This window comes from Saccharopolyspora hirsuta, assembly GCF_008630535.1.
GTDB lineage: Bacteria > Actinomycetota > Actinomycetes > Mycobacteriales > Pseudonocardiaceae > Saccharopolyspora > Saccharopolyspora hirsuta.
Genome location: NZ_VWPH01000011.1, coordinates 224,178 through 244,699 on the forward strand (window position 1 = coordinate 224,178; position 20,522 = coordinate 244,699).

Annotated in this window: 21 protein-coding genes; 8 read left to right on the forward strand and 13 right to left on the reverse strand. The window is 70.9% G+C overall.

The annotated features are described in order from the left end of the window. Positions 1 to 2 precede the first annotated feature (2 nt). Both F1721_RS23875 and F1721_RS23880 read right to left on the reverse strand, forming a co-directional pair. Positions 3 to 935, reverse strand: a complete 933-nt coding sequence (locus F1721_RS23875) for a GNAT family N-acetyltransferase (RefSeq protein WP_150068990.1) — start codon at positions 933 to 935, stop codon at positions 3 to 5. 191 nt (positions 936 to 1,126) lie between these two features. Next, complete coding sequence (locus tag F1721_RS23880) at positions 1,127 to 1,987, reverse strand: class I SAM-dependent methyltransferase (RefSeq protein WP_150068991.1); 861 nt, start codon at positions 1,985 to 1,987, stop codon at positions 1,127 to 1,129. Between the two features lie 301 nt (positions 1,988 to 2,288). Between F1721_RS23880 and rpsA the strand changes: the two genes are divergently transcribed. Both rpsA and coaE read left to right on the forward strand, forming a co-directional pair. Beyond that, positions 2,289 to 3,785, forward strand: a complete 1,497-nt coding sequence (rpsA, locus tag F1721_RS23885; protein WP_150068992.1) for a 30S ribosomal protein S1 — start codon at positions 2,289 to 2,291, stop codon at positions 3,783 to 3,785. 100 nt (positions 3,786 to 3,885) lie between these two features. Continuing rightward, a complete protein-coding gene (gene coaE / locus F1721_RS23890; RefSeq protein WP_150068993.1) occupies positions 3,886 to 5,082 on the forward strand; it encodes a dephospho-CoA kinase in 1,197 nt (398 codons plus the stop codon). 57 nt (positions 5,083 to 5,139) lie between these two features. Here the strand turns inward: coaE and F1721_RS23895 are convergent, their stop codons facing one another. Together F1721_RS23895 and F1721_RS23900 are read right to left on the reverse strand one after the other, a co-directional pair. Continuing rightward, a complete protein-coding gene (locus F1721_RS23895) occupies positions 5,140 to 5,868 on the reverse strand; it encodes an ankyrin repeat domain-containing protein (RefSeq protein ID WP_150068994.1) in 729 nt (242 codons plus the stop codon). A 57-nt stretch (positions 5,869 to 5,925) separates the two neighbouring features. Next, positions 5,926 to 6,471: a GlcG/HbpS family heme-binding protein gene (locus F1721_RS23900; protein WP_150068995.1), complete on the reverse strand. Its 546-nt coding sequence runs from the start codon at positions 6,469 to 6,471 to the stop codon at positions 5,926 to 5,928. A gap of 181 nt (positions 6,472 to 6,652) precedes the next feature. On the opposite strand from F1721_RS23900, the gene F1721_RS23905 reads away from it, so the two are divergent. Beyond that, complete coding sequence (locus tag F1721_RS23905; RefSeq protein WP_246155267.1) at positions 6,653 to 7,792, forward strand: sensor histidine kinase; 1,140 nt, start codon at positions 6,653 to 6,655, stop codon at positions 7,790 to 7,792. Next, positions 7,789 to 8,421, forward strand: a complete 633-nt coding sequence (locus F1721_RS23910) for a response regulator (protein WP_150068996.1) — start codon at positions 7,789 to 7,791, stop codon at positions 8,419 to 8,421. The genes F1721_RS23905 and F1721_RS23910 overlap by 4 nt, the downstream gene beginning before the upstream one ends. A gap of 6 nt (positions 8,422 to 8,427) precedes the next feature. Here F1721_RS23910 and F1721_RS23915 read toward each other — a convergent pair whose 3' ends face one another. From F1721_RS23915 to F1721_RS23925, 3 genes are all read right to left on the reverse strand, one after another. After that, the gene (locus tag F1721_RS23915; protein WP_246155268.1) at positions 8,428 to 8,811 is read right to left on the reverse strand and encodes a DUF402 domain-containing protein; all 384 of its coding nucleotides are present in this window, start codon (positions 8,809 to 8,811) and stop codon (positions 8,428 to 8,430) included. 229 nt (positions 8,812 to 9,040) lie between these two features. Beyond that, positions 9,041 to 9,637, reverse strand: a complete 597-nt coding sequence (locus F1721_RS23920; protein ID WP_150068998.1) for a ribonuclease FAU-1 family protein — start codon at positions 9,635 to 9,637, stop codon at positions 9,041 to 9,043. A 93-nt stretch (positions 9,638 to 9,730) separates the two neighbouring features. Beyond that, entirely contained in the window at positions 9,731 to 10,162 is a 432-nt protein-coding gene (locus F1721_RS23925) for an SPW repeat protein (RefSeq protein WP_150068999.1), read from the reverse strand. A gap of 109 nt (positions 10,163 to 10,271) precedes the next feature. Here F1721_RS23925 and uvrB point away from each other — a divergent pair, with 109 nt between their 5' ends. From uvrB to F1721_RS23945, 4 genes are read left to right on the forward strand one after another with little or no spacing between them, the layout of a single operon-like run. Then, positions 10,272 to 12,428 (forward strand): excinuclease ABC subunit UvrB, encoded by a 2,157-nt coding sequence (gene uvrB / locus F1721_RS23930; protein WP_150069000.1) that lies wholly within the window; start codon positions 10,272 to 10,274, stop codon positions 12,426 to 12,428. A gap of 35 nt (positions 12,429 to 12,463) precedes the next feature. Beyond that, positions 12,464 to 12,736, forward strand: coding sequence for a type II toxin-antitoxin system VapB family antitoxin (locus tag F1721_RS23935; RefSeq protein ID WP_150069001.1), 273 nt, complete (start codon positions 12,464 to 12,466; stop codon positions 12,734 to 12,736). Then, positions 12,733 to 13,125 (forward strand): type II toxin-antitoxin system VapC family toxin, encoded by a 393-nt coding sequence (locus tag F1721_RS23940; protein ID WP_150069002.1) that lies wholly within the window; start codon positions 12,733 to 12,735, stop codon positions 13,123 to 13,125. The genes F1721_RS23935 and F1721_RS23940 overlap by 4 nt, the downstream gene beginning before the upstream one ends. Before the next feature lie 54 nt (positions 13,126 to 13,179). Further along, positions 13,180 to 13,947: a phosphotransferase gene (locus F1721_RS23945; RefSeq protein WP_150069003.1), complete on the forward strand. Its 768-nt coding sequence runs from the start codon at positions 13,180 to 13,182 to the stop codon at positions 13,945 to 13,947. Positions 13,948 to 13,995: 48 nt separating this feature from the next. Here the strand turns inward: F1721_RS23945 and F1721_RS23950 are convergent, their stop codons facing one another. The 6 genes from F1721_RS23950 to F1721_RS23975 form a co-directional block, all read right to left on the reverse strand. Then, entirely contained in the window at positions 13,996 to 15,180 is a 1,185-nt protein-coding gene (locus F1721_RS23950) for an acyl-CoA dehydrogenase family protein (protein ID WP_150069004.1), read from the reverse strand. A gap of 366 nt (positions 15,181 to 15,546) precedes the next feature. Further along, positions 15,547 to 16,488, reverse strand: coding sequence for a 3-hydroxyacyl-CoA dehydrogenase NAD-binding domain-containing protein (locus F1721_RS23955; RefSeq protein ID WP_195141484.1), 942 nt, complete (start codon positions 16,486 to 16,488; stop codon positions 15,547 to 15,549). Continuing rightward, entirely contained in the window at positions 16,485 to 17,231 is a 747-nt protein-coding gene (locus tag F1721_RS23960) for an acetoacetate decarboxylase (protein WP_170301584.1), read from the reverse strand. Before F1721_RS23960 ends, F1721_RS23955 begins: the two co-directional genes overlap by 4 nt. Next, positions 17,228 to 18,001 (reverse strand): crotonase/enoyl-CoA hydratase family protein, encoded by a 774-nt coding sequence (locus F1721_RS23965; RefSeq protein WP_150069006.1) that lies wholly within the window; start codon positions 17,999 to 18,001, stop codon positions 17,228 to 17,230. The genes F1721_RS23960 and F1721_RS23965 overlap by 4 nt, the downstream gene beginning before the upstream one ends. Then, positions 17,998 to 19,170, reverse strand: coding sequence for a CaiB/BaiF CoA transferase family protein (locus tag F1721_RS23970; protein ID WP_150069007.1), 1,173 nt, complete (start codon positions 19,168 to 19,170; stop codon positions 17,998 to 18,000). The genes F1721_RS23965 and F1721_RS23970 overlap by 4 nt, the downstream gene beginning before the upstream one ends. Before the next feature lie 122 nt (positions 19,171 to 19,292). After that, positions 19,293 to 20,201 carry a LysR family transcriptional regulator gene (locus tag F1721_RS23975; protein ID WP_150069008.1) on the reverse strand — a complete coding sequence of 303 codons (909 nt, stop codon included), beginning with the start codon at positions 20,199 to 20,201 and terminating at the stop codon, positions 19,293 to 19,295. Positions 20,202 to 20,522: the final 321 nt, after the last annotated feature.

The window sequence follows — 20,522 nt, forward strand, 5'->3', positions numbered from 1 at the left end:
GGTCAGCGCAGCGCGGTGGCCGGGCGCACCTCCCACGTGGTCCACAGCGGTCGGTAGCCCTGTCGGGGCCAGAACACCGAGGACAGCGGGTTGGGCGGGTTGTAGTACAGGAAGCTGCCGACGGCTCCGGCGCGCGCGAACTCCTCGTGCGCCGAGGTCATCAGCCGCTGGCCGACGCCGGTCCCGCGGTCGTGCTCGCGCACCGACACGCAGTTGACGTAGGCCCAGGTGCCGGGGCGGAGCCGGTGGCCGGCGGACGGACGGTCAGCGTCGACCCAGCCGCACTCGGCCACCGCGACCGGAGTGCCACCCCGTTCCGCGAGCCAGACCGGATCGCTGGAGTGCAGTCGCACGTGGGCAGCGGTCCGCTTCAGCTGCGGGGCGTCGGGGCGGTACGTCGAAGAACCGACGAGGGCGGCGTACTCGAGCTCGAGGAGGGTGAGTTCGACGACGGCGTCCAGGTCGGCCGGTCCGGCGCGACGTACAGTTACGGTACCAGATAGTTCCGTAAATGTGCACGGCGGAGTGGGTGGGCGCACAGCCAGACAGGACAAAGGGGTGAAACCGCCGTCCAGCAACGCTTTTGCGGCCTGGACGTCCCGGCTCGGCCAGATCACCGAGCACGCCGAATCCCGCTCCGGAGCGCCCTGGGAGCGCAGCCAGTCGCGCCACGCCCCGAGCAGCGCGGCCATGCCCTCGCGCGAGTGCTCGCCGATCAGCGGGAACAGCTCGAAGACGGTGCTGGGCTGCCAGAGGCTCTGCATCGAACCGGGCGGGTTCGACGTCCTGGTCACGATCCCGGCGACCGCATCCCCGCTGGTCGTCCGCGCCACCAGCGGCTCGCCGGGCGGCACCGGGTAGCCGTCGGGCAGCTGCGGGTCCAGCGCGGCGAACCGCGCGCACTGGGCCCGCAAGAGCTCCTGCGCAGTTGCCACGGCCGCTCCTCGGCGAAGGGATGTTCCGGCACATCGAACCAGCACCGGCCGAAACCTTCAGCGCGAAGCGCGCCCCGGGCAGCCGAGATCACATCCCTCTGCTTGCGGTTTCAACTGAAACCGCAATCCGCCGTGGCGCTGTTTTGTCGTCGAACGTCGGAATAGTCGGGGAATTTCCGTTTTTCCGGGGTTCAGCCGTCGAGGGTGCAGACGAAGATCGCCGTGCCGGGGAAGTAGCGGCCGCGCAGCGGGCTCCACTGGCCCCAGACCTCGGTGTGCCCGGCGGGCCACTCCGGCTCGACCAGGTCGACCAGGCGCAGCCCGGCCTCGGACAGCGCGCGGACGTAGTCGCCGAGCGTGCGGTGGTGCTCCACGTAGGTCGCGCGGCCGGTGCCGTCGATCTCCACGTACGGCGCGCGGTCGAAGTAGGACTGGGTGACGGTCAGCCCGGTCGGGCCCGGGTCGTCCGGGAAGATCCAGCGCATCGGGTGCGTCACCGCGAACACCCACCGGCCGCCCGGTCGCACCACCCGCGCGACCTCCCGGAACGCCGCGCCGACGTCGGCCACGAACGGGATCCCGCCGAACGCCGAGCAGGCCAGGTCGAAGGAGTCGGCGGCGAACGGCAGGCAGTCCGCGCTGGCCTGCACCAGCGGCACCGCCGTCCCGCTGCGGCGCCCGCCCTCCGCGGCGTGCCGCAGCATCCCGGCCGAGATGTCCAGGCCGACCGGCAGCGCGCCCCGGTCGGCCAGCCAGCGCGCGCACGACGCCGCACCGCAGCCGACTTCCAGCACCCGCTTGCCGCGCACGTCGCCGAGCAGCCCGGCCTGCTCCTCGCGCAGCCGCTCGGGGCACCAGACGAAATCGCTGACGCCGAGGAACTCGCCGTGCTCGGCCTGGTAGTCGTCCGCGTCGGCGTCCCGCCACAGCCGGTTCGCGGACCGCGATTCGACCGCTCCGACCGTGCGCTTGCTCACACCCACCGTGCCCAGGACGTGCTCGGCGGAGCTACCCTGGAGCTCGGCGTCTTCCGGGTCGTCGGCTCGTGTCAAGGATTCCCCCCGCCGATAGTGGGTACTGCTCGGACGTGAAGCATTGTGGCCGTGCGGTGCCGACTCCTCGTCGGGCCCTACCGCGGTTTGCCCGGCGATCGAGAGAGCGCGTACGATACCGCCCGCGCCGTGGGTCTTCCGTCGTCATCTCCGCCGCGCCGGGTCGCACCCGGTGGAACGGGGCCGTCGAGGAACCGGATCTCCTGGTCCAACCGTCCGGTTGGGCCTGGTTCGGACGCCCGCAGCGCGGTAAGAACGTAGAACCAGCGACCAAACTATCCGTACCGGAGCAACCCACCTGATGTCCACCGACACCACCACCGTCCCGACTGCAGCCGCCACCAAGCCGCAGGTCGCAGTGAACGACGTCGGGACGGAGGAGGACTTCCTCGCCGCCGTCGACCAGACCATCAAGTACTTCAACGATGGGGACATTGTTGAGGGCACCATCGTCAAGGTCGACCGTGACGAGGTGCTGCTTGACATCGGCTACAAGACCGAGGGCGTCATCCCGTCCCGCGAGCTGTCGATCAAGCACGACGTCGATCCCGCCGAGGTCGTCACCGTTGGCGACTTCGTCGAGGCCCTCGTCCTCCAGAAGGAGGACAAGGAAGGCCGGCTGATCCTCTCCAAGAAGCGTGCGCAGTACGAGCGCGCCTGGGGCACCATCGAGGAGCTCAAGGAGAAGGACGAGCCCGTGCGCGGCACCGTCATCGAGGTCGTCAAGGGCGGCCTCATCCTCGACATCGGGCTGCGCGGCTTCCTGCCGGCGTCCCTGGTCGAGATGCGCCGCGTCCGCGACCTGCAGCCCTACGTGGGCCGCGAGCTCGAGGCCAAGATCATCGAGCTGGACAAGAACCGCAACAACGTGGTCCTGTCCCGTCGCGCCTGGCTGGAGCAGACCCAGTCCGAGGTCCGCAGCGAGTTCCTCAACCAGCTGCAGAAGGGCCAGGTCCGCAAGGGCGTCGTGTCCTCCATCGTCAACTTCGGTGCGTTCGTGGACCTCGGTGGCGTGGACGGTCTGGTGCACGTCTCGGAGCTGTCCTGGAAGCACATCGACCACCCGTCCGAGGTCGTCGAGGTCGGCCAGGAGGTCACCGTCGAGGTCCTCGACGTGGACATGGACCGCGAGCGCGTCTCGCTGTCGCTGAAGGCCACCCAGGAAGACCCGTGGCGCCAGTTCGCCCGCACCCACGCGATCGGCCAGATCGTGCCGGGCAAGGTCACCAAGCTGGTTCCGTTCGGTGCGTTCGTCCGCGTCGACGAGGGCATCGAGGGCCTGGTCCACATCTCCGAGCTGGCCGAGCGCCACGTGGAGATCCCGGAGCAGGTCGTCCAGGTCGGCGACGAGGTCATGATCAAGGTCATCGACATCGACCTGGAGCGCCGTCGCATCTCGCTGTCGCTGAAGCAGGCCAACGAGGGCTTCAGCCCCGACTCGGAGTTCGACCCCACCCAGTACGGGATGGCCGCCGAGTACGACAACGAGGGCAACTACATCTACCCCGAGGGCTTCGACCCGGAGACCCAGGAGTGGCAGGAGGGCTACGAGAAGCAGCGCGAGGAGTGGGAGCGCCAGTACGCCGAGGCGCACACCCGCTACGAGAAGCACATCGCGCAGATCACCAAGGCCCGCCAGGCCGACGCGGAGGCCGCTGCGGCCGCCGCGGCCGGTGGTGGCGAGGAGTCGACCGGTGGCAACTACTCGTCGGCCTCCAGCGACGACCAGGACAGCGGTTCGCTGGCCAGCGACGCGCAGCTGGCCGCGCTGCGGGAGAAGCTCTCCGGCGGCGCGTGAGCCCTGACGCCTGACGGCTGAAGCGCGGCGGCCCCGCACCTTCCGAGGTGCGGGGCCGCTGTCGTTCCCGGGGCAGCCGGGGCCTGGCAAGATGGGCCGCGTGTTGCGGGTGGGACTGAGCGGTGGGATCGGATCGGGCAAGTCGACGGTGGCCCGGCGGCTGGTGGAGCTGGGCGCGGTGCTCATCGACGCCGACGCGCTGGCGCGCGAGGTCGTGCAGCCCGGCACCCCGGGGTTGGCGGAGATCGTCGACCGGTTCGGGGACGAGGTGCTCGACGCCGACGGAGCGCTGAACCGCCCGGCGCTGGCGGCCAAGGTCTTCGACGACGAGCAGGCCCGCGCCGACCTCAACGCCATCACCCACCCCAAGATCCGCGACCTGACCGCCGAGCGGATGGCGCAGGCGCCCGCGGACGCGGTCGTCGTGCACGACGTCCCGCTGCTGGTCGAGGTGGGGTACGCGCCGAACTACCACCTCGTGGTCATCGTCGACGCACCGGAGGAGGACCGGGTGCGGCGGTTGGTCGACCGCGGCCTGACCGAGGCGGACGCGCGAGCCCGCATCGCCGCGCAGGCCACCACCGAGCAGCGCCGCGAGGTCGCCGACGTGTGGCTGGACAACAGCGGCTCGGTGGACGAGATCAACGCCCAGGTCGACGCGCTCTGGCGGGACCGGTTGGTGCCGTTCGAGGAGAACGTGCGGCTGCGGCGCCCCGCGCCGGATCCGGCTCCCGAACTGGTGGATCCCAACCCGGAGTGGCCGCGGCAGGCGCGGCGGCTGATCGCCCGGATCGAGCGGGCGGCGGGTGACGAGGCGGTGCGGGTCGACCACATCGGCTCCACCTCGGTGCCCGGGCTGCCCGCGAAGGACGTCATCGACCTGCAGCTGACCGTCCGGTCCCTGGACGCCGCCGACGCGCTCGCCGAACCGCTGGGGGAGGCGGGGTTCCCGGTGCACCCGCACATCCGGAACGACAACCCGCACGCCTTCGCGCCGGACCCGGCGCGCTGGCAGAAGCGGTACCACAAGTCGGCCGACCCGGGGCGCCGCGTGAACCTGCACCTCCGCGTCGACGGGTCCCCGGGACAGCGCACCGCGCTGATCTTCCCCGCCTGGCTGCGCGCCGACCGGGCGGCCCGCGACGCGTACCTCGACCTGAAGCGGAAGGTCGCGGCGGAGCACGCCGCCGACCCGGACCACGGCGCCTACGCCGACGCCAAGGAGGCCTGGCTCGCCGAGGCCATCCCCGAGGCCTGGAAGTGGGCGGAACGAACCGACTGGTCGCCGAACGACTGATCTTCGCCGGTTGGTGCGGGTGGGGACGAGGTCGGGGGCTGCTCGTCCCCACCCGGCTCAGGCGGCCGCGCGGAGGATTCGCGCGATCTCGGTGTAGCCGTCGGCTTCCGCGTGCTGGAGGGCCGTCACGCCGTTGCGGTCGCGGATGTCCACGTCGGCGCCCGCGTCCACCAGGATCTGCGCGGACTGCTGGTAGCGGTCGCTGCCGTCGCCCAGGACCACCGCTTCCAGCAGCGCGGTCCAGCCGAGGTCGTTCACGTGGTTGACGTCGATGCCGGTGCGCACGGCCGCGCGGATGTAGTCGACGTGGCCGTGCTCGCCCGCCGGGATCAGCGCGGTGCCGCCGTAGCGGTTGGTCAGCGCGAAGTCCGGGTTCGCGGGCAGCAGGGCTTCCAGCATGCCGACGCTGCCGGTCACCCCGGTGACCAGGAACGCGCTGTCCCGTCGGTCGTCCTGGGCGTCCGGGTCGGCTCCGGCGGCGACCAGCTCGCGGGCCACGTCCACGTGGTCGGCGAGCGCGGCCAGCAGCAGCGGGGTGCGCTGGTGCTCGTCGCGGGACTCCACGTCCGCCCCGGCGGCCAGGGCCGCGCGGACCTGCGCGAGGTCGCCGGAGTCCGCCGCCGCCAGCAGCTGCCGGTCGGCCTCCGGGTTCGGCTGCTGCGCGGGGGCGGCCTGCTGCTCCACCGGGGGCGGGGGAGCCGGGGGCTGGGTCGGGGTGCAGGCGGCGAGCGCGAGCGCGGCGAACGCCCCGAGCGCCACGCGCTGGGTGAGCGCGGCTGTCCTCATCGGATTCTCCTGGTTCGGCGGGCCGGTCCCCGGGCGGGCCGGGGACCGGATCGGGGGTCAGCGCAGTTCGGCCTGGATGGCGTTCAGCCCGGCGCGGGCGAACTCCTCGTCCAGGTCGCCGCTGGGCGCCCCGGCCACGCCGATGCCCGCGATCGGCGAGCCCGCGGTCACCGGGACGCCGCCGCCGAGGAACAGCGTGCCCGGGATGTCGCGGAGGCTGGGGCCGTCGCCACCGGCCTGCTTGCCCAGCTCGGAGGTGGCCCGGCCCCACGCGACCGCGGTGAAGGCCTTGCGCTTGGCGGACTCGCCGCTCTGCGGGCCCGCGCCGTCGCCGGTCAGCCGCACCCGCTCGTTGCCCGCGCGGTCCACGATGGACACGGTGACGCGCTGGCCCTTGGCCTCGGCGGCGTCCAGCGCTGCCTGCGCGGCCTTGGTCGCGGCGTCGATGCTGAGCACCGGCTGCTGGATGACCGCGGCCGGGGGCTTCGGCGCCTGCTGCTGGGCCGGGTCGGCCTGCGCGACGGTCAGGCCGGTGGCGCCGCCGAGGATGCCGAGGCCGACCAGGGTGCCGACGACTGCGCGGTTGCGGGTGGTGGATCGCATCGGTGATGACTCCTTCGCTTCCGGTTGGTGCTTCCAGCTTCGGCGGCTCGGCGGCGCCGGGCGTCGTCGGAACGGATCTCCTGCGGCGCCGGTCGGTGGAGCCCGGATCAACCGATCCGTTGATGTGACCGGCCGGGGATCGGCTTACAGTGCGCCCGGACCTGTCCGAGGGAGGACCGCGTTGACCGAACGACCTGGCGGCTGGCTGTACCGCGCGATGCACGTGGGCTTCTTCGTGCTGCTCGCGTCCTCGGCGTCGCGCTACGTCGCCGGGCACGGGTTGCAGGGCGTGACGCCGCTGCTGCTGGGGCTGTCGGCGGCGCTGGTGCTGATCTACGTCGTGGGCGTGGTGTGGTGGGAGCGCGCCGGGCAGCTGTGGCTGGCCGCGGTCGTCGGGGTCTGGTGCGCGCTGGTGCTGGTGGCGCCGAGCTTCAGCTGGTGCGCGGTGCCGCTGTTCTTCGTGTGCCTGCGGATGCTGCGGCCGAAACCGCTGCTGGCCGCGGTCGTGCTGCTCACCGGCACGGTGATCTTCGCGCAGCTGCGGCTGGCGCCCCGCTTCGAGGTCGTCGACGTGCTGGTCCCGCTGGCGGTGGCGGCGATGGCCACCGCGGTGTTCCTGCAGCTGCGGCACGAGGGGGAGCGGCGCCAGCAGCTGATCGACCAGCTCGTCCGCACCCGCGGCGAGCTGGCCGAGGCGCAGCGGGAGGCCGGGATCAGCTGGGAGCGCGAGCGGTTGGCGCGGGAGATCCACGACACCATCGCCCAGGGCCTGTCGAGCATCCGGATGCTGCTGCAGGCGGCCGAGCGCGAGGGCGACCGCAGCGAGCACGTGCGGCGGGCCGGTGAGGTCGCCGAGGACAGCCTCGCCGAGGCGCGGCGGTTCGTGCGGGGCCTCGCGCCCGCGGCGCTGACCCGGCAGTCGCTGGCCGATGCGCTGCGCGAGCTGGCGGCGCGGACGGCGGCGGAATCGGGCATCGAGGTCCGCTTCGAGGTGGTGGGGGAGCCGCTGACGACCTCGGAGGACGTCGGTGCGACGCTGCTGCGGGTGGCGCAGGGCGCGCTGGCCAACGTGCGCGAGCACAGCTCGGCGAGCAAGGCGGGCGTCACCCTGTCCTACGTGGCCGACGCGGTGGCGTTGGACGTGCGCGACGACGGGGCGGGCTTCGACCCCGCCGCTCCGCGCTCGGGCGTCGACCGCGGCTACGGGCTGGGCGGGATGCGGGCGCGGGTCGCGCAGCTCGGTGGTGAGCTGGTGGTGGAGAGCAGCCCCGGGGAGGGCACGGCGATCGCGGCGACCTTGCCGGTGGGAGGGGACTCATGACGGTGCGGGTGCTCGTGGTCGACGACCACCCCGTGGTGCGCGCGGGGATCCGGGCGCTGCTGGACGGGGCGGCGGACATCGAGGTCGTCGGCGAGGCGTCGACGGCGGAGGAAGCCGTGCAGCGGTCCGGCGCCTTCCGGCCGGACGTGGTGCTCATGGACCTCCAGCTCGGCGACGGCGTCGGCGGGGTGAGCGCGACCCGGCAGCTGCTGGAGCTGCCCGAACCGCCGCACGTGCTGGTGCTGACCACCTACGACGCGGACACCGACATCAACCGCGCCATCGACGCGGGCGCCACCGGCTACCTGCTCAAGGCCGGGCCGCCGGAGGAGCTGTTCCAGGCCATCCGCGCCGCCGCGCAGGGCCGGACCGCGCTGTCCCCGGAGATCGCCACCCGCCTGCTGCAGCGCAGCCGCACCCCGGAGGAGGCGTTGAGCGAGCGCGAGGTCGAGATCCTGGAGCTGCTGGCGCAGGGCCTGGGCAACCGGGACATGGCGCGCGAGCTGTTCATCAGCGAGGCGACGGTGAAGACGCACCTGGTGCACATCTACTCGAAGCTGGGCGTGGACAGCCGGATGGCGGCGGTGCGCGAAGCCGTCCGGCAGCGGTTGATCCGCTTCGACGCCTGACCGAGGTCACCAGATGTCGAAGATGCCCCGGTGGGCCAGCCACTGGTTCAGGTCGCGGTGGCGGGTGATCTCGTCCAGCGTCCGGTGCACCGTGTGCAGGGCGTAGTCGGCCTCGCTGAGGCGCAGCGCGCCGGTGGCGACCGCGGTGGCGAACTCGGCGGCGTGCGTGATCCGCGCGCGACCGCGGTCCTGCACCTCCAGGCCGAGCAGCAGGTCGGTGGTCGTCCAGGACCGGGTTTCCCGCTCGATGCGGACCGCGGTGAGGGTGCTCGGACCGGGCCGCGAGTGCCTGCTGCGCGGGCGGTACCGGGTCAGCCGGAGACCGAGGTCGGGCAGCAGCCAGGTGATCTCTGCGGCGTGGTCCGGGGCGTCCGGGGTGGGACACTCCACCGCCAGACCCCACCGCTCGACGTGGCATACCTCCAACTGGTGAACGAACCCCGAAGGATGCCTGCGTTGCGAGCTGAACACGTCGATGACTTCAACCAATTGGGGAGAAATCGCAGCCGCCACGGCACCAGAGAGTAACGGCAAAAGCGCTGGTGAAGATCATCGTCGCCTGCTTTTAACGTAACTTTTCAGCGCTCGTCGGATATCGATTCGCGCTGGCCACCGGTGATCACCGGGTTGGCGGTAGCGTCCGCTGCCCGGGAACGGGATCCTCGATTGGTTGCCCGCGCCACGACAGCTCGATCCCGCTGGCCCGCAGCCACGCCGCCAGGTCGTAGCCGTGCCGCGCGAGCCCGTCGACCGCCGCGTACGCGTGCTGCATCGCCCGCTGCGCGGTCTCGGCGTCCAGCAGCTCCGCCCGCACGGCCACCACGAACTCGTCGACGTCCAGGAGGTCGGCGGCGCGCCCGTTGCGGACCTCCACGTCCAGGTAGTGGTCGACGGTCCGCCACCGCTGCTCGCCGACCTCGACGTCCACGACGTCCAGGTAGAAGTCCAGGTCCCGCTCGTGGCCGGGGCGCCAGTGCCAGCGGGTCGCGCGCAGGCCCAGCTCGGGCAGCAGCCAGGACTCGAGGGCGGCCAGCCGCGGGTGGCCGGGCATCGCCCGGGCGAGGTAGAGGCCGAAGGGCTCGCGGTGGAAGAGCTGCACGGGGCGCACGTGGCCCTTGGGGTCGGTGTTGGTCCCGGCGGCCAGGTCGAACACCTCGACCTTCGGCGGGTGGACGGGCAGTCCGAGCTGTTCGGCGATCTCGCGCTGCGTGGTCACGCTGCCACTGTATGCGGCGGGCGCGACGTCCGAAGGTCGTCGCGCCCGCTATCTCTTCACCACTTCTGTCCTGTCACCTCCCATCGGTCGGCTTCAGGTCGAGGCGCGGGTGGCGAAGGCCGGAGCCATCGTGCCGAGACCCGCGAGGATCAGGACCGCGCCGCCGATGACGTTGCACAGCACGGTGCTGGTCGTCATGACGGTTCCGCTCATCACGAACACGGCCAGGATCGTCCACACGCCCAGCACCGGAGAGGTCCAGGCGATGCCGTGCGTGCGGTGGTAAGCGGCCGCGAACGAGATTCCGAGCACCGCGGCGGCCAGGCCGATGACCAGGTTGTTCAGCGCCAACGTGGGAGTCGTGGTGGCGAACCCGGTGATCCACGGCGACAACGCGACGAACAGGCCACCCAACACGGTGAAGCCGTCCGCCACCTGAGCGGTCGGAGTTTCGGATGCCCGCTCGTAGCGCATGCGCATCTCGGTGAGGTCTGGATGCCCAGCGATGGGTGCGCTGCTCGACATGACACCACCTCCAGCGACTGGGGTGACGTAAACCATTATTCGCCCTGGGAGCGGTTCGGGCATCCCGTGACGCGACATGATGTCGGGGTGGGCTCGTACGCTGGGTGCCGTGGCATTCGCGACTGAGCACCCCGTACTGGCGCACTCCGAGTTCCGGCCGGTCAGCGACATCCCGCGGACCGACGGCCGGTTCCGCGTGGTCAGCGACTACCAGCCCGCCGGTGACCAGCCCCAGGCCATCGAGGACTTGGAGCGCCGGATCAACGCCGGGGAGAAGGACGTGGTGCTGCTCGGTGCCACCGGCACCGGCAAGTCGGCGACCACGGCCTGGCTGATCGAGCGGGTGCAGCGCCCCACGCTGGTGCTGGAGCCGAACAAGACGCTGGCCGCGCAGATGGCCAACGAGCTGCGCGGGTTCTTCCCGGACAACGCCGTGGAGTACTTCGTCAGCTACTACGACTACTACCAGCCCGAGGCCTACGTCCCGCAGACCGACACCTACATCGAGAAGGACTCCTCGATCAACGAGGACGTGGAGCGGCTGCGCCACTCGGCCACCTCGAACCTGCTCAGCCGCCGCGACTGCGTGGTGGTCTCCTCGGTGTCGTGCATCTACGGCCTGGGCACGCCGCAGTCGTACCTGGACCGGTCCATCCCGCTGGAGGTCGGCGGGGAGATCGACCGGGACGTGTTCCTGCGCGCGCTGGTGGACGTGCAGTACACCCGCAACGACATCGCCTTCGCCCGCGGCACCTTCCGGGTGCGGGGCGACACGGTGGAGATCATCCCCGCCTACGAGGAGCTGGCGGTGCGGGTGGAGTTCTTCGGCGACGAGATCGACCGGCTGCACTACCTGCACCCGCTGACCGGGGAGATCGTGCGCGAGGTGCGGGACCTGCGGATCTTCCCGGCGACGCACTACGTGGCGGGCCCGGACCGGATGGAGAAGGCCATCCGGGGCATCGAGGCCGAGCTGGAGGAGCAGCTGGGCAGGCTGGAGAAGCAGAACAAGCTGCTGGAGGCCCAGCGGCTGCGGATGCGCACCCAGTACGACATCGAGATGATGCGCCAGGTCGGGTTCTGCTCCGGCATCGAGAACTACTCGCGGCACATCGACGACCGCGCACCCGGGTCGGCACCAGCCACCCTGATCGACTACTTCCCGGACGACTTCCTGCTGATCATCGACGAGTCGCACGTGACGGTGCCGCAGATCGGCGGCATGTACGAGGGCGACGCCTCGCGGAAGCGGACGCTGGTCGAGCACGGCTTCCGGCTGCCCAGCGCGCTGGACAACCGGCCGCTGACCTTCGAGGAGTTCGCCGACCGGATCGGGCAGACGGTGTACCTGTCGGCGACCCCGGGGCCCTACGAGATGGCGCAGGCCGGTGGCGAGTTCGTCGAGCAGGTGATCCGCCCGACCGGGCTGGTGGACCCCGAGGTGATCGTCAAGCCCACCGAGGGCCAGATCGACGACCTGGTGCACGAGATCCGGGAGCGCGCCGAGCGCGACGAGCGGGTGCTGGTCACCACGCTGACCAAGAAGATGGCCGAGGACCTCACCGACTACCTGCTGGAGCTGGGCATCCGGGTGCGGTACCTGCACTCCGAGGTGGACACGCTGCGGCGGGTCGAGCTGCTGCGGCAGCTGCGCCTGGGCGAGTACGACGTGCTGGTCGGCATCAACCTGCTGCGCGAGGGCCTGGACCTGCCGGAGGTCTCCCTGGTGTCCATCCTGGACGCCGACAAGGAGGGCTTCCTGCGTTCGGGCACCAGCCTGGTGCAGACCATCGGCCGTGCGGCGCGCAACGTCTCCGGCCAGGTGCACATGTACGCCGACCGGATCACCGACTCGATGCAGCACGCCATCGACGAGACCAACCGCCGCCGCGCCAAGCAGATCGCCTACAACGAAGAGCACGGCATCGACCCGCAGCCGCTGCGCAAGAAGATCGCCGACATCCTGGACCGGGTCTACACCGAGTCCGAGGACACCGAGGAGTCGGTGGCGGTGGGCGGTTCCGGCCGCAACGCCTCGCGCGGCAAGAAGCCGACCGGCGAGGCGGTGGCCAGCGCGGGCCTGCTCGACGACCGCGACATCAAGTCGATGCCCCGCGCGGAGCTGGCGGACCTGGTCCAGCAGCTCAACGACCAGATGATGAACGCGGCCCGAGAGCTCCAGTTCGAACTGGCGGCCCGCCTCCGAGACGAGATCCAGGACCTCAAGAAGGAACTCCGAGGCATGGACGCCGCAGGCATCGAGTGATGGTGTAAAGGTACCTTTTCCGGTACCATGGTTTCATGGCTCTGAACATCAAGGATGCTCGCACCGAGGAGCTCGCGGCCAAGGTCGCCGAGCTCGCTGGTGAGAGCAAGACCGGCGCGATCCGGCAGTCCCTGGAAGAGCGGCTCGAGAGATTGCTCCGGGAAACCCGTGCCGCGAACCGGGAAGCTCGGTTGACCAGGTTCCTGGAGCACGAGGCATGGCCGCAGGTGCCGCATGCACTGCTGGGCCAGCGGCTCACCAAGGAGGAGCGCGAGTCCGTTCTCGGCTACGGTCCGGAGGGCGTGTGATCATCGACAGCTCGGCGATCGTGGCCATCCTGCTCAAGGAGGAGGGGTACGAGCGTCTGATCAAACGCCTCGCGGAAGTCGATGACGTAGCCGTCGGTGCTCCGACTGCGGTCGAGACCGGGATCGTGCTCACCGCTCGCCTCGGTGTGGTCGGGCGGACCTTGCTCGCCCGGTTCTTTGAGGAGGTGGGCGTCGAAGTCGTCGATTGCGCCCAGGAGCACTGGAAAGTCGCTGTCGAAGCGTACGAGCGGTTCGGCAAGGGACGCCATCCGGCGGGCCTCAACTTCGGGGATTGTCTGACCTATGCGGTCGCGTGGGTGTCCGGTCGGCCGCTGCTCTGCGTTGGCGACGACTTCCCCAAGACGGACCTGGTTCTGGTCGAGGGCTGACCCCGCCGGGAAATTCGGTGGAGGTGGGTGGGCGCTGGGCCTACGGTCCGGTTCGTGGACTTCAGCGGGGGTTGGGACAGCGCTGCTCGGTTGGTCGGCGGGCGGTGGGTCGAGCGGTGGCCCCGGCGGCCCGAGGTGGCGGCTCAGCTGCGGCGGGAAGTGGGGTTGATGCCGTGGTTGGCGGTTCGGCTGCCGCTGGCCGTGCCGGTGCCCGAGCTCGTCTCGGAGGAGCCGCTGGTCGTCCGGCACCTGCTCGTCCCCGGCGAACCTCCGGAGCGGCTGGAGGCCGGGCACGGGCGCGCTCTCGGCCGGTTCCTGCGCTGCTTGCACGGGTGCCCGGTGTCCGATGCCGTCGCGCGCGGAGTTCCGTCGTCGGCCGAGGTGGTGGCCGACCGGGTCGCGACGGCGGCGCGGTTCCGCGCCGACGTGCTGCCGATGTTGACGGGCGACCAGCGGCGGGCGGGGCTGGCCCTGCTGGACGTCTTGCCCGAGCTCCCGGCCGAGGTGCTGGTGCACGGCGACCTCGGGCCGGAGCACGTCCTCGGGGACGCTTCCGGGCTCACCGGCGTGATCGACTTCGGCGATGTGAACATCGGCGATCCCGCGGTGGACCTGTCGTGGGCGCTGCACTGCACGCCAGCCGCGTTCGCCGATGCGCTGGCCGAGGAGTACGGGGTGACCGGCGGCCAGCGCGAACGCGCTCTCGTCTGGCACCGGCTGGCGCCGTGGCACGAGGTCACCTACGGCATGGACGTCGGCGACCCGGGCGTGGTGCGCAGCGGTCTGGCCGGAGTGGCGGCGCGTCTCGAAGGCGCGCAGTGAGACGCCTCCGACCGCGCTGCGGTGGTCGGAGGCGTCCCTGCGGTCGGATCAGGCGAAGGCGCTGAGGCCGGTGATGGACTTGCCGACGATCAGGGTGTTCATCTCGCGGGACCCCTCGAAGGAGTACACCGCCTCCGCGTCGGAGAAGAACTTGGCGACCTCGTAGTCCAGGACGATCCCGTTGCCGCCGAACAGCTCTCGCGCCCAGGCGACCACTTCGCGCATCTTGGTGGTGGTGAACGCCTTGGCCAGCGCCGCCTGCTCCGCGCCGCCGCGGCCCTGGGCGACCAGCTCGTTGAGGCGCACCACGATGCCGAACATCGCGGTGATGTTGCCCAGCATCTTCACCAGCAGGTCCTGGATCATCTGGAACGCGCCGATCGGCTTGCCGAACTGCACCCGGTTCACCGCGTACTCGCGGGCCAGCTCGTAGGCGCGCACCGCCACGCCCAGCGCCTGCCAGGCCACGCCGCCGCGGGTCTTGGCCAGCACCTTGGCGGTGTCGCGGAAGCTGTTGATGTTCTGCAGCCGGTTGGCCTCCGGGACGCGGACGTCGTCGAGCACGATGTCGGCGTTCTGCACCGTGCGCAACGCGATCTTGCCCTCGATCTTGCTCGCCCGGAAGCCGGGCGTGCCCTTCTCCACCACGAATCCCTTGACCTGGTCGTCGGCCTCGTCGCGCGCCCACACCACGATCAGGTCGGCGAAGGTGCCGTTGCCGATCCAGCGCTTGGCGCCGTTGAGCACCCAATCATCGCCGTCCCTTCGCGCGGTGGTGCGCATGCCGCCTGCGACGTCGGAGCCGCCTTCGGGTTCGGTGAGCGCGAAGGCGCCGATCTTGGTCATGTCGGCCATGTCCGGGATCCAGCGGTCCCGCTGCTCCTGGTCGCCGCCGTTGTAGATGCTGCCCATCGCGAGTCCGGTGTGGACACCGGAGAACACCGCCAGCGACGGGTCGATCCGGTTCAGCTCCAGGCTCAGGAAACCGGTGAACAGCGGGCTGCGCGGCTTGCCGTCGCCGTACTCGGGGTACTGGTACCCGGCCAGCCGCAGCTTGGCGAACTTCTCGATCGCCTCGAACGGGAACTCGGCCTTGTCCCACGCGTCGTTCGCGAGCGGCTTGATCTCCCGCTCCAGGTACTCGCGGATCTCGGCGAGCTCGGCGCGCTCCGCCTCGCTGAGCAGGTCGGCGAAGCCGAAGAAGTCGGGGTTGGTGTTGACGGGCTTGGGCATTTCTCTGTCCTCAGTGGTGCGTGCGGGATGGGTCGAGCTGGGGTCCCCGCGATTTCAATGAGGTTTTTCCAACCTCGTTCTGCGTGGCGGTGCAAGTGGCGGAACCTCAGCGCCCGCCTGGCTGTGGGTGCCCTGACTTATGTATGAGCCGATACACGGCGTCAGGGCCGTCCTCGCCAGGCGAACGCTGAGAACCCGCGGCGGTGCGAGTTGCGAGGGTGGGTTATGCGCCTGCGGCGCATGCGGCACCTGCCGACCGGTGCAGTTCGCCCTTCGCAGCTGCGGTCCACGGGCAGGATGAAAAAGGCTCAATGGAAATCGGAGGTGCGATTTCCATTGAAATCGCGGTGTTCCGGGTCGGAGGGCTCAGCTCGTGAGGTCGTGCAGGACGGCGTTGATCGCGTTCTGCTTGCGGTCGCGCAGTTCGGAGCGCTCCAGGTAGGCGTCCGGGCCCGCGCCGTAGGCCGCTTCGGTCTGGTCGGAGATGGTCGCGATGCCGTCCTCGGTCAGCTGCGGGTGGCCGAGGTCCTTCCAGCGCTCGGCCATGCCGACGCCGAGGTGGGCCATCATGTGCCGGATGCCGCCGGGGCCGCCGCCGAGGTGGAAGCTCTCGAAGGGGCCGACGGTCGCGTACCGACCGCCCAGCGACGCCTTCATCACGGTGTCCAGCTCGTCGACGTCCACGACCCCCTGCAGCACCAGGGAGATCGACTCCTGCATGATCGCGCTCTGCAGGCGGTTGGCGACGAATCCGGGGATCTCCTTGCGCAGCCGGACCGGGGTCTTGCCCAGCGCGCGGTAGAACTCCACCGCGGCCTCGGCCACCGGCTCCGCGGTGCGCTCGCCCGGCACGATCTCCACCAGCGGCACGACCTGCGGCGGGTTGAACGGGTGCGCGATGAGCAGCCGCTCCGCCGCGGAGTCGGGCAGCTCGGCGGCGATCGCGGTGGCGATGATGCCGGAGCTGGAGGAGGCCAGCACCGCGCTCTCCGGTGCGAGGCGGGCGATCTCGGCGAACAGCTGCTGCTTGAACTCCAGCCGCTCCGGACCGTTCTCCTGCACCAGGTCCACGTCCGCCACGGCCTCGGCGAGGTCGCCGGTCACCCGGATGCGGCTGCGCAGGTCGTCCACGTCGGCGCCCGGGATGCTGGCGGCCAGCGGCGGCAGCGCGGCGCGCACCGCCTCGGCGAGGTCCTCGCGCGGGTCGGTGATGCGGACCTCGATGCCGTTCGCGGCGAACAGCGCCGCCCAGGACAGCCCGATCGTCCCGGCGCCGACCACGGCGACCGTCGTCCACTTCGGACTCATGATGCCTCCTCGGCCAGGTAGTCGTGCACGGTTTCGATGCCGCCCAGGGTGAGGTCGGTCAGGACGTGGCTGGCCGAGACCACCTCGCGCACCGGCAGGTCGGCCAGCGGCGCGAGCACGTGCTCGAACAGCTGCAACCGCGCGGGACCGGTGTAGGCGGCCTTGACGGTGATGTCGGTGATCTGGCTGCGCACCAGCTCGCACACCCGGGGCCGGTGGTCCGGGCCGGGCACGATCTTGAGCATGTAGGTGGGCGCGGTGATCTGCGCTTCGGCCTCGGCCAGGTCCATCGGGTGGTGCTTGTAGCCCATCGTCGCGGTGGCCACCCGTTCCGCGCCGTAGTCCAGGGTGCCCACCAGCGCGGCGTGGTCGACGCGCAGCGCCGGGGAGCCCATCACCTTCGGGTAGGCGCTGGCCTCGCGCCCGGCCGCGGTGGCCGGGAAGTTGTCGAGGTACATGGCGTGCAGGTACTCGCCGTGCTCGTCGCCGAGCCGCACCGGGATCGCCTGCCCGGCCTCGACGTACGGGCCGAACGAGGTGACGTCGCCCATCTTCATGACCTCGAAGCGCACCAGCGGCTCGTCGAACTCCAGCGGCTCGGGCACCACGGCCCGCAGCGCATCGGCATCGGTGCGGTAGACGACGTTGAGGTACTCGCGGTCGGTGAACCGCGCCGCGGCCGGGGCGTAGGCGGGGCTGGTCAGCGGTGTGGCCAGGCTCTGCAGGATCTGTTCGCGGTTCATCGTCCCCTCCACTGCGGTGCGCGCTTCTCGGCGAAGGCCCGCACGCCTTCGGCGAAGTCCTCGGATTCGCGCAGTGCCCTCGACTCCGCGCGCTGCGAGGAGAACGCCTCCGCGTCGGGCACGCCATCGGAGAGCCGGACCACCTTCTTGACCGCGGCCAGCGCCAGCGGCGCGTTCGCCGCGACCTCGGCGGCCAGCTCCAGGGCGGCGGGAACGGCCTCGCCGTCGCCCACCACGCGGTTGACCAGCCCCAGCTCGCGCGCCCGCTCGGCGTCGATGGTGCGGCCGGTGAGCAGCAACTCCATCGCCAGGTGGTGCGGGATGCGCTTGGGCAGCCGGATCACCCCGCCACCACCGGCGATCAGCCCGCGCTTGACCTCGGGCAGCGCGAACCGCGCCCCGGTGGCGGCCACGACCAGGTCGCAGGCCAGCGCCAGCTCGAACCCGCCGCCCATCGCGTAGCCCTCGACGGCGGCGATCAGCGGCTTGCCGGTCTCGGCCTCGGCGAGCCCGGCGAAGCCCCGGCCCGGCACCACCGGCGACTCGCCGCGGGCCGCGGCCTTGAGGTCCATGCCCGCGCTGAAGGTGCCCGCGGCGCCGGTGAGCACGCCGACGCTGAGCTCCGGGTTGCTCTCCAGCTCGTCGACGGCGGCGGCGATGCCGTTGGCCACCGCGGCGTCGACGGCGTTGCGCGCCTGCGGGCGGTTGATGGTGATGACCAGCGCGGAGCTGACGGTCTCGGTCTGCACCGCGGTGTTCGGCGCGCTCATTCGCCCCTCCTGAGCTCGGCGAGGACTTCCTCGGTGTGCTGGCCGGGCAGCGGCGCGTGCCGCCGGACCGCGGCCGGGGTGGCGGAGAAGCGCATCGGCACGCCCACCACGCGGTAGCTGCCCTCGCTGGGGTGCTCGGCGACGTCGAGCAGGTGCCCGTCGCGCACGTAGGGGTCGTCGGCGGCCTCGTCGAGCTTGAGCACCGGCCCGACCGGGATGCTGTGCTTGCTGCACACCTCGATCCACTCGGCGGTGGTCAGGTTCGGGGTGACCGATTCGATCAGCTCGGCCAGCGCCTCGCCGTCCCGCCTGCTGTCCACGAACTCACCGGCCAGCCGCGGGTCCTCGGCCAGGTCCGGCCGACCGGCGGCGCAGAACAGGTCGCGGAAGTTCTGCGGGCTGTAGGGGATGATCATGGCCAGGCCGTCCTTGGTGGGCCGGGCCCGGTGGCCCTTGTTCATCGAGAGCGCGAACCCGGTCGGCCCCATCGGCGGCTCGTACAGGCGGCCCTGCAGGTGTTCGACGAGGTTGAACGCCAGCAGCGTGTCGGCCATCGGCACCTCGACCAGCTGGCCCTGCCCGGTGGCGCGCTGGTGCACCAGGGCGGCCAGCGCCGAGTAGGCGATGGTCAGCGCGGCGACCTTGTCGGCGAAGATGCTCGGCAGCACCACCGGCTGCCCGATGTCGCCGGCGCGCTGGGCCAGGTCCAGCAGCCCGGAGGCGGCCTGCACGGTCTCGTCGTAGGCGGCGAGGTCGGCGCGGTCGGAGTCGGGGCGGAAGCCCTGCGCGTGCGCGTAGATCAGCTTCGGGTTCGCGGCGGCCAGGCTCTCGTAGTCCATGCCGAGGCGGCGCAGCGCGCCGATGCGCATGTTGGTGATCAGGATGTCGGCGGTGCCGATCAGCTTCAGCGCCTCGGCGCGGTCGGCGTCGTCCTTGAGGTTGAGCCGAACGCTGCGCTTGTTGCGGTTCACGTTGAGGCTCAGCGGCGTCATGCCGGGGGTCCGGTGCAGCGTGCCGTAGCGCGCGGTGTCCTTCGGCGACTCGATCTTGATCACGTCGGCGCCGAGGTCGCCGAGGATCTGGGCCGCGTAGGGACCCATCACCACGGTGGCCATGTCGATCACGCGCACGCCCGCCAGCGGGCCGGATGCGGAATTGGTGGAGGTCATCGCCACTCCCGGGAACATTTCCCGAACGGTTTTTCGCTTCGCTAACTACGCTAGTTCGGCAGGGGAGGGCGATTCAATCGATCAGCGGCACCGTTGCGCGAACAATGGCGTGACCGCAGCGGTCACGCCGTCGGACCGGACAGCGCGAGTTTCGCCTCGTCGATCAGTCTGCGCAGGTCGGAGTGGGTTTCGGTGCGGTCCTGCCGCCAGATGAGACCGGTCGCCAGCGCCGGGTCGAAATCCTCGAAGGGCAGTACCACGGTGTTCTCCGAGCGGTGCTTCCACATTCCGCTTTCCGGGTCCAGCATCGAAATGGAGAACGCCGAACCATTCGCGACGAATTCGCTGGTGCTGCCGTAGTCGCCGGTGTCCAAGGTCATCCGCCGGTGGATCCCGGCAGCCCGCAGGCGCGCCTCCACCTCGTCGTAGTAGCTCGGCAGCATCCGCGCGGCCGGGCTGACGTAGGTGTGGTCGACCAGCTCGTGCAGCGACACCGAGGTCCGGGCGCCGAACTCGGCGGCGGGCAGCACCGCGCCCAGCGGTTCGCGCATCACCTCGAACACCTCGATGCCCTCGGCGTGCACCGGCAGGTGCACCAGCGCCATCGCCAGCTCGCCGCGCTGCACCCCGGCGAGCAGGTCGCTGCTGCCGCCCGGCCAGCGCTTGATGTCGCACCCGGCCGCGCACCGCTGCTCGAAGGTCCGCAGCCGGTCGCGCAGCGCGGAGTGCAGGCCGGGCGGGATGCCGACGTAGACCACCGGGCGCGGCGGGCTGATCGCCTCGCGCAGCCGCCAGGGGATGTCGTCGAAGCGGCCCAGCACGTCCTTGGCGATCGGCAGCAGCGCGGCCCCGGCCTCGGTCAGCTGGACGTGGTGGGAGTCGCGCTCGAACAGCACCGAACCGAGGTCGCGCTCCAGGTCGCGCACCCGCTGGCTGAGCGGCGAGGTCGCCATGTGCAGCTGTCGCGCGGCCTTGGAGAAGGACAGGTTCTCCGCGACGGCCACGAAGTACCGCAGGTGGAACATCTCCATCGCTTCACCCGCGCTGTCGGACTGGGCAGTGCTGCACCCCTCAGGTTAGCACGCGGGCGGAATTCCCTTTGCTGCCAGGAGTTCCGCGCTCGGCCGCCGATCGCGGGGGAAGTTGACCGGATTCCGGGGCAGTTGGTGTGTTCTCGACCTCGCGGCAGCTCAAGATCAACACAGCGTGATCACCGGTGGCAAAAGGATGCCCTTTAGCACGACGGATGATCACGATTGTCGGGCAGGCGACCGCTCGTATCCGGCAAATATTGCGCTGTGTAACGAAGTTTCCGATATGGGGTGATCGTCTCACCGTAAAGGTGGTACCCC

Bases quoted from the DNA above. Each gene is read 5' to 3' on its own strand.
- rpsA (WP_150068992.1), top strand. From the start codon at position 2,289: ATGTCCACCGACACCACCACCGTCCCGACTGCAGCCGCCACCAAGCCG.
- F1721_RS23895 (WP_150068994.1), bottom strand. From the start codon at position 5,868: ATGAGGACAGCCGCGCTCACCCAGCGCGTGGCGCTCGGGGCGTTCGCC.
- F1721_RS23900 (WP_150068995.1), bottom strand. From the start codon at position 6,471: ATGCGATCCACCACCCGCAACCGCGCAGTCGTCGGCACCCTGGTCGGC.
- F1721_RS23910 (WP_150068996.1), top strand. From the start codon at position 7,789: ATGACGGTGCGGGTGCTCGTGGTCGACGACCACCCCGTGGTGCGCGCG.
- F1721_RS23925 (WP_150068999.1), bottom strand. From the start codon at position 10,162: ATGTCGAGCAGCGCACCCATCGCTGGGCATCCAGACCTCACCGAGATG.
- F1721_RS23935 (WP_150069001.1), top strand. From the start codon at position 12,464: ATGGCTCTGAACATCAAGGATGCTCGCACCGAGGAGCTCGCGGCCAAG.
- F1721_RS23950 (WP_150069004.1), bottom strand. From the start codon at position 15,180: ATGCCCAAGCCCGTCAACACCAACCCCGACTTCTTCGGCTTCGCCGAC.
- F1721_RS23955 (WP_195141484.1), bottom strand. From the start codon at position 16,488: ATGAGTCCGAAGTGGACGACGGTCGCCGTGGTCGGCGCCGGGACGATC.
- F1721_RS23960 (WP_170301584.1), bottom strand. From the start codon at position 17,231: ATGAACCGCGAACAGATCCTGCAGAGCCTGGCCACACCGCTGACCAGC.
- F1721_RS23965 (WP_150069006.1), bottom strand. From the start codon at position 18,001: ATGAGCGCGCCGAACACCGCGGTGCAGACCGAGACCGTCAGCTCCGCG.
- F1721_RS23970 (WP_150069007.1), bottom strand. From the start codon at position 19,170: ATGACCTCCACCAATTCCGCATCCGGCCCGCTGGCGGGCGTGCGCGTG.
- F1721_RS23975 (WP_150069008.1), bottom strand. From the start codon at position 20,201: ATGGAGATGTTCCACCTGCGGTACTTCGTGGCCGTCGCGGAGAACCTG.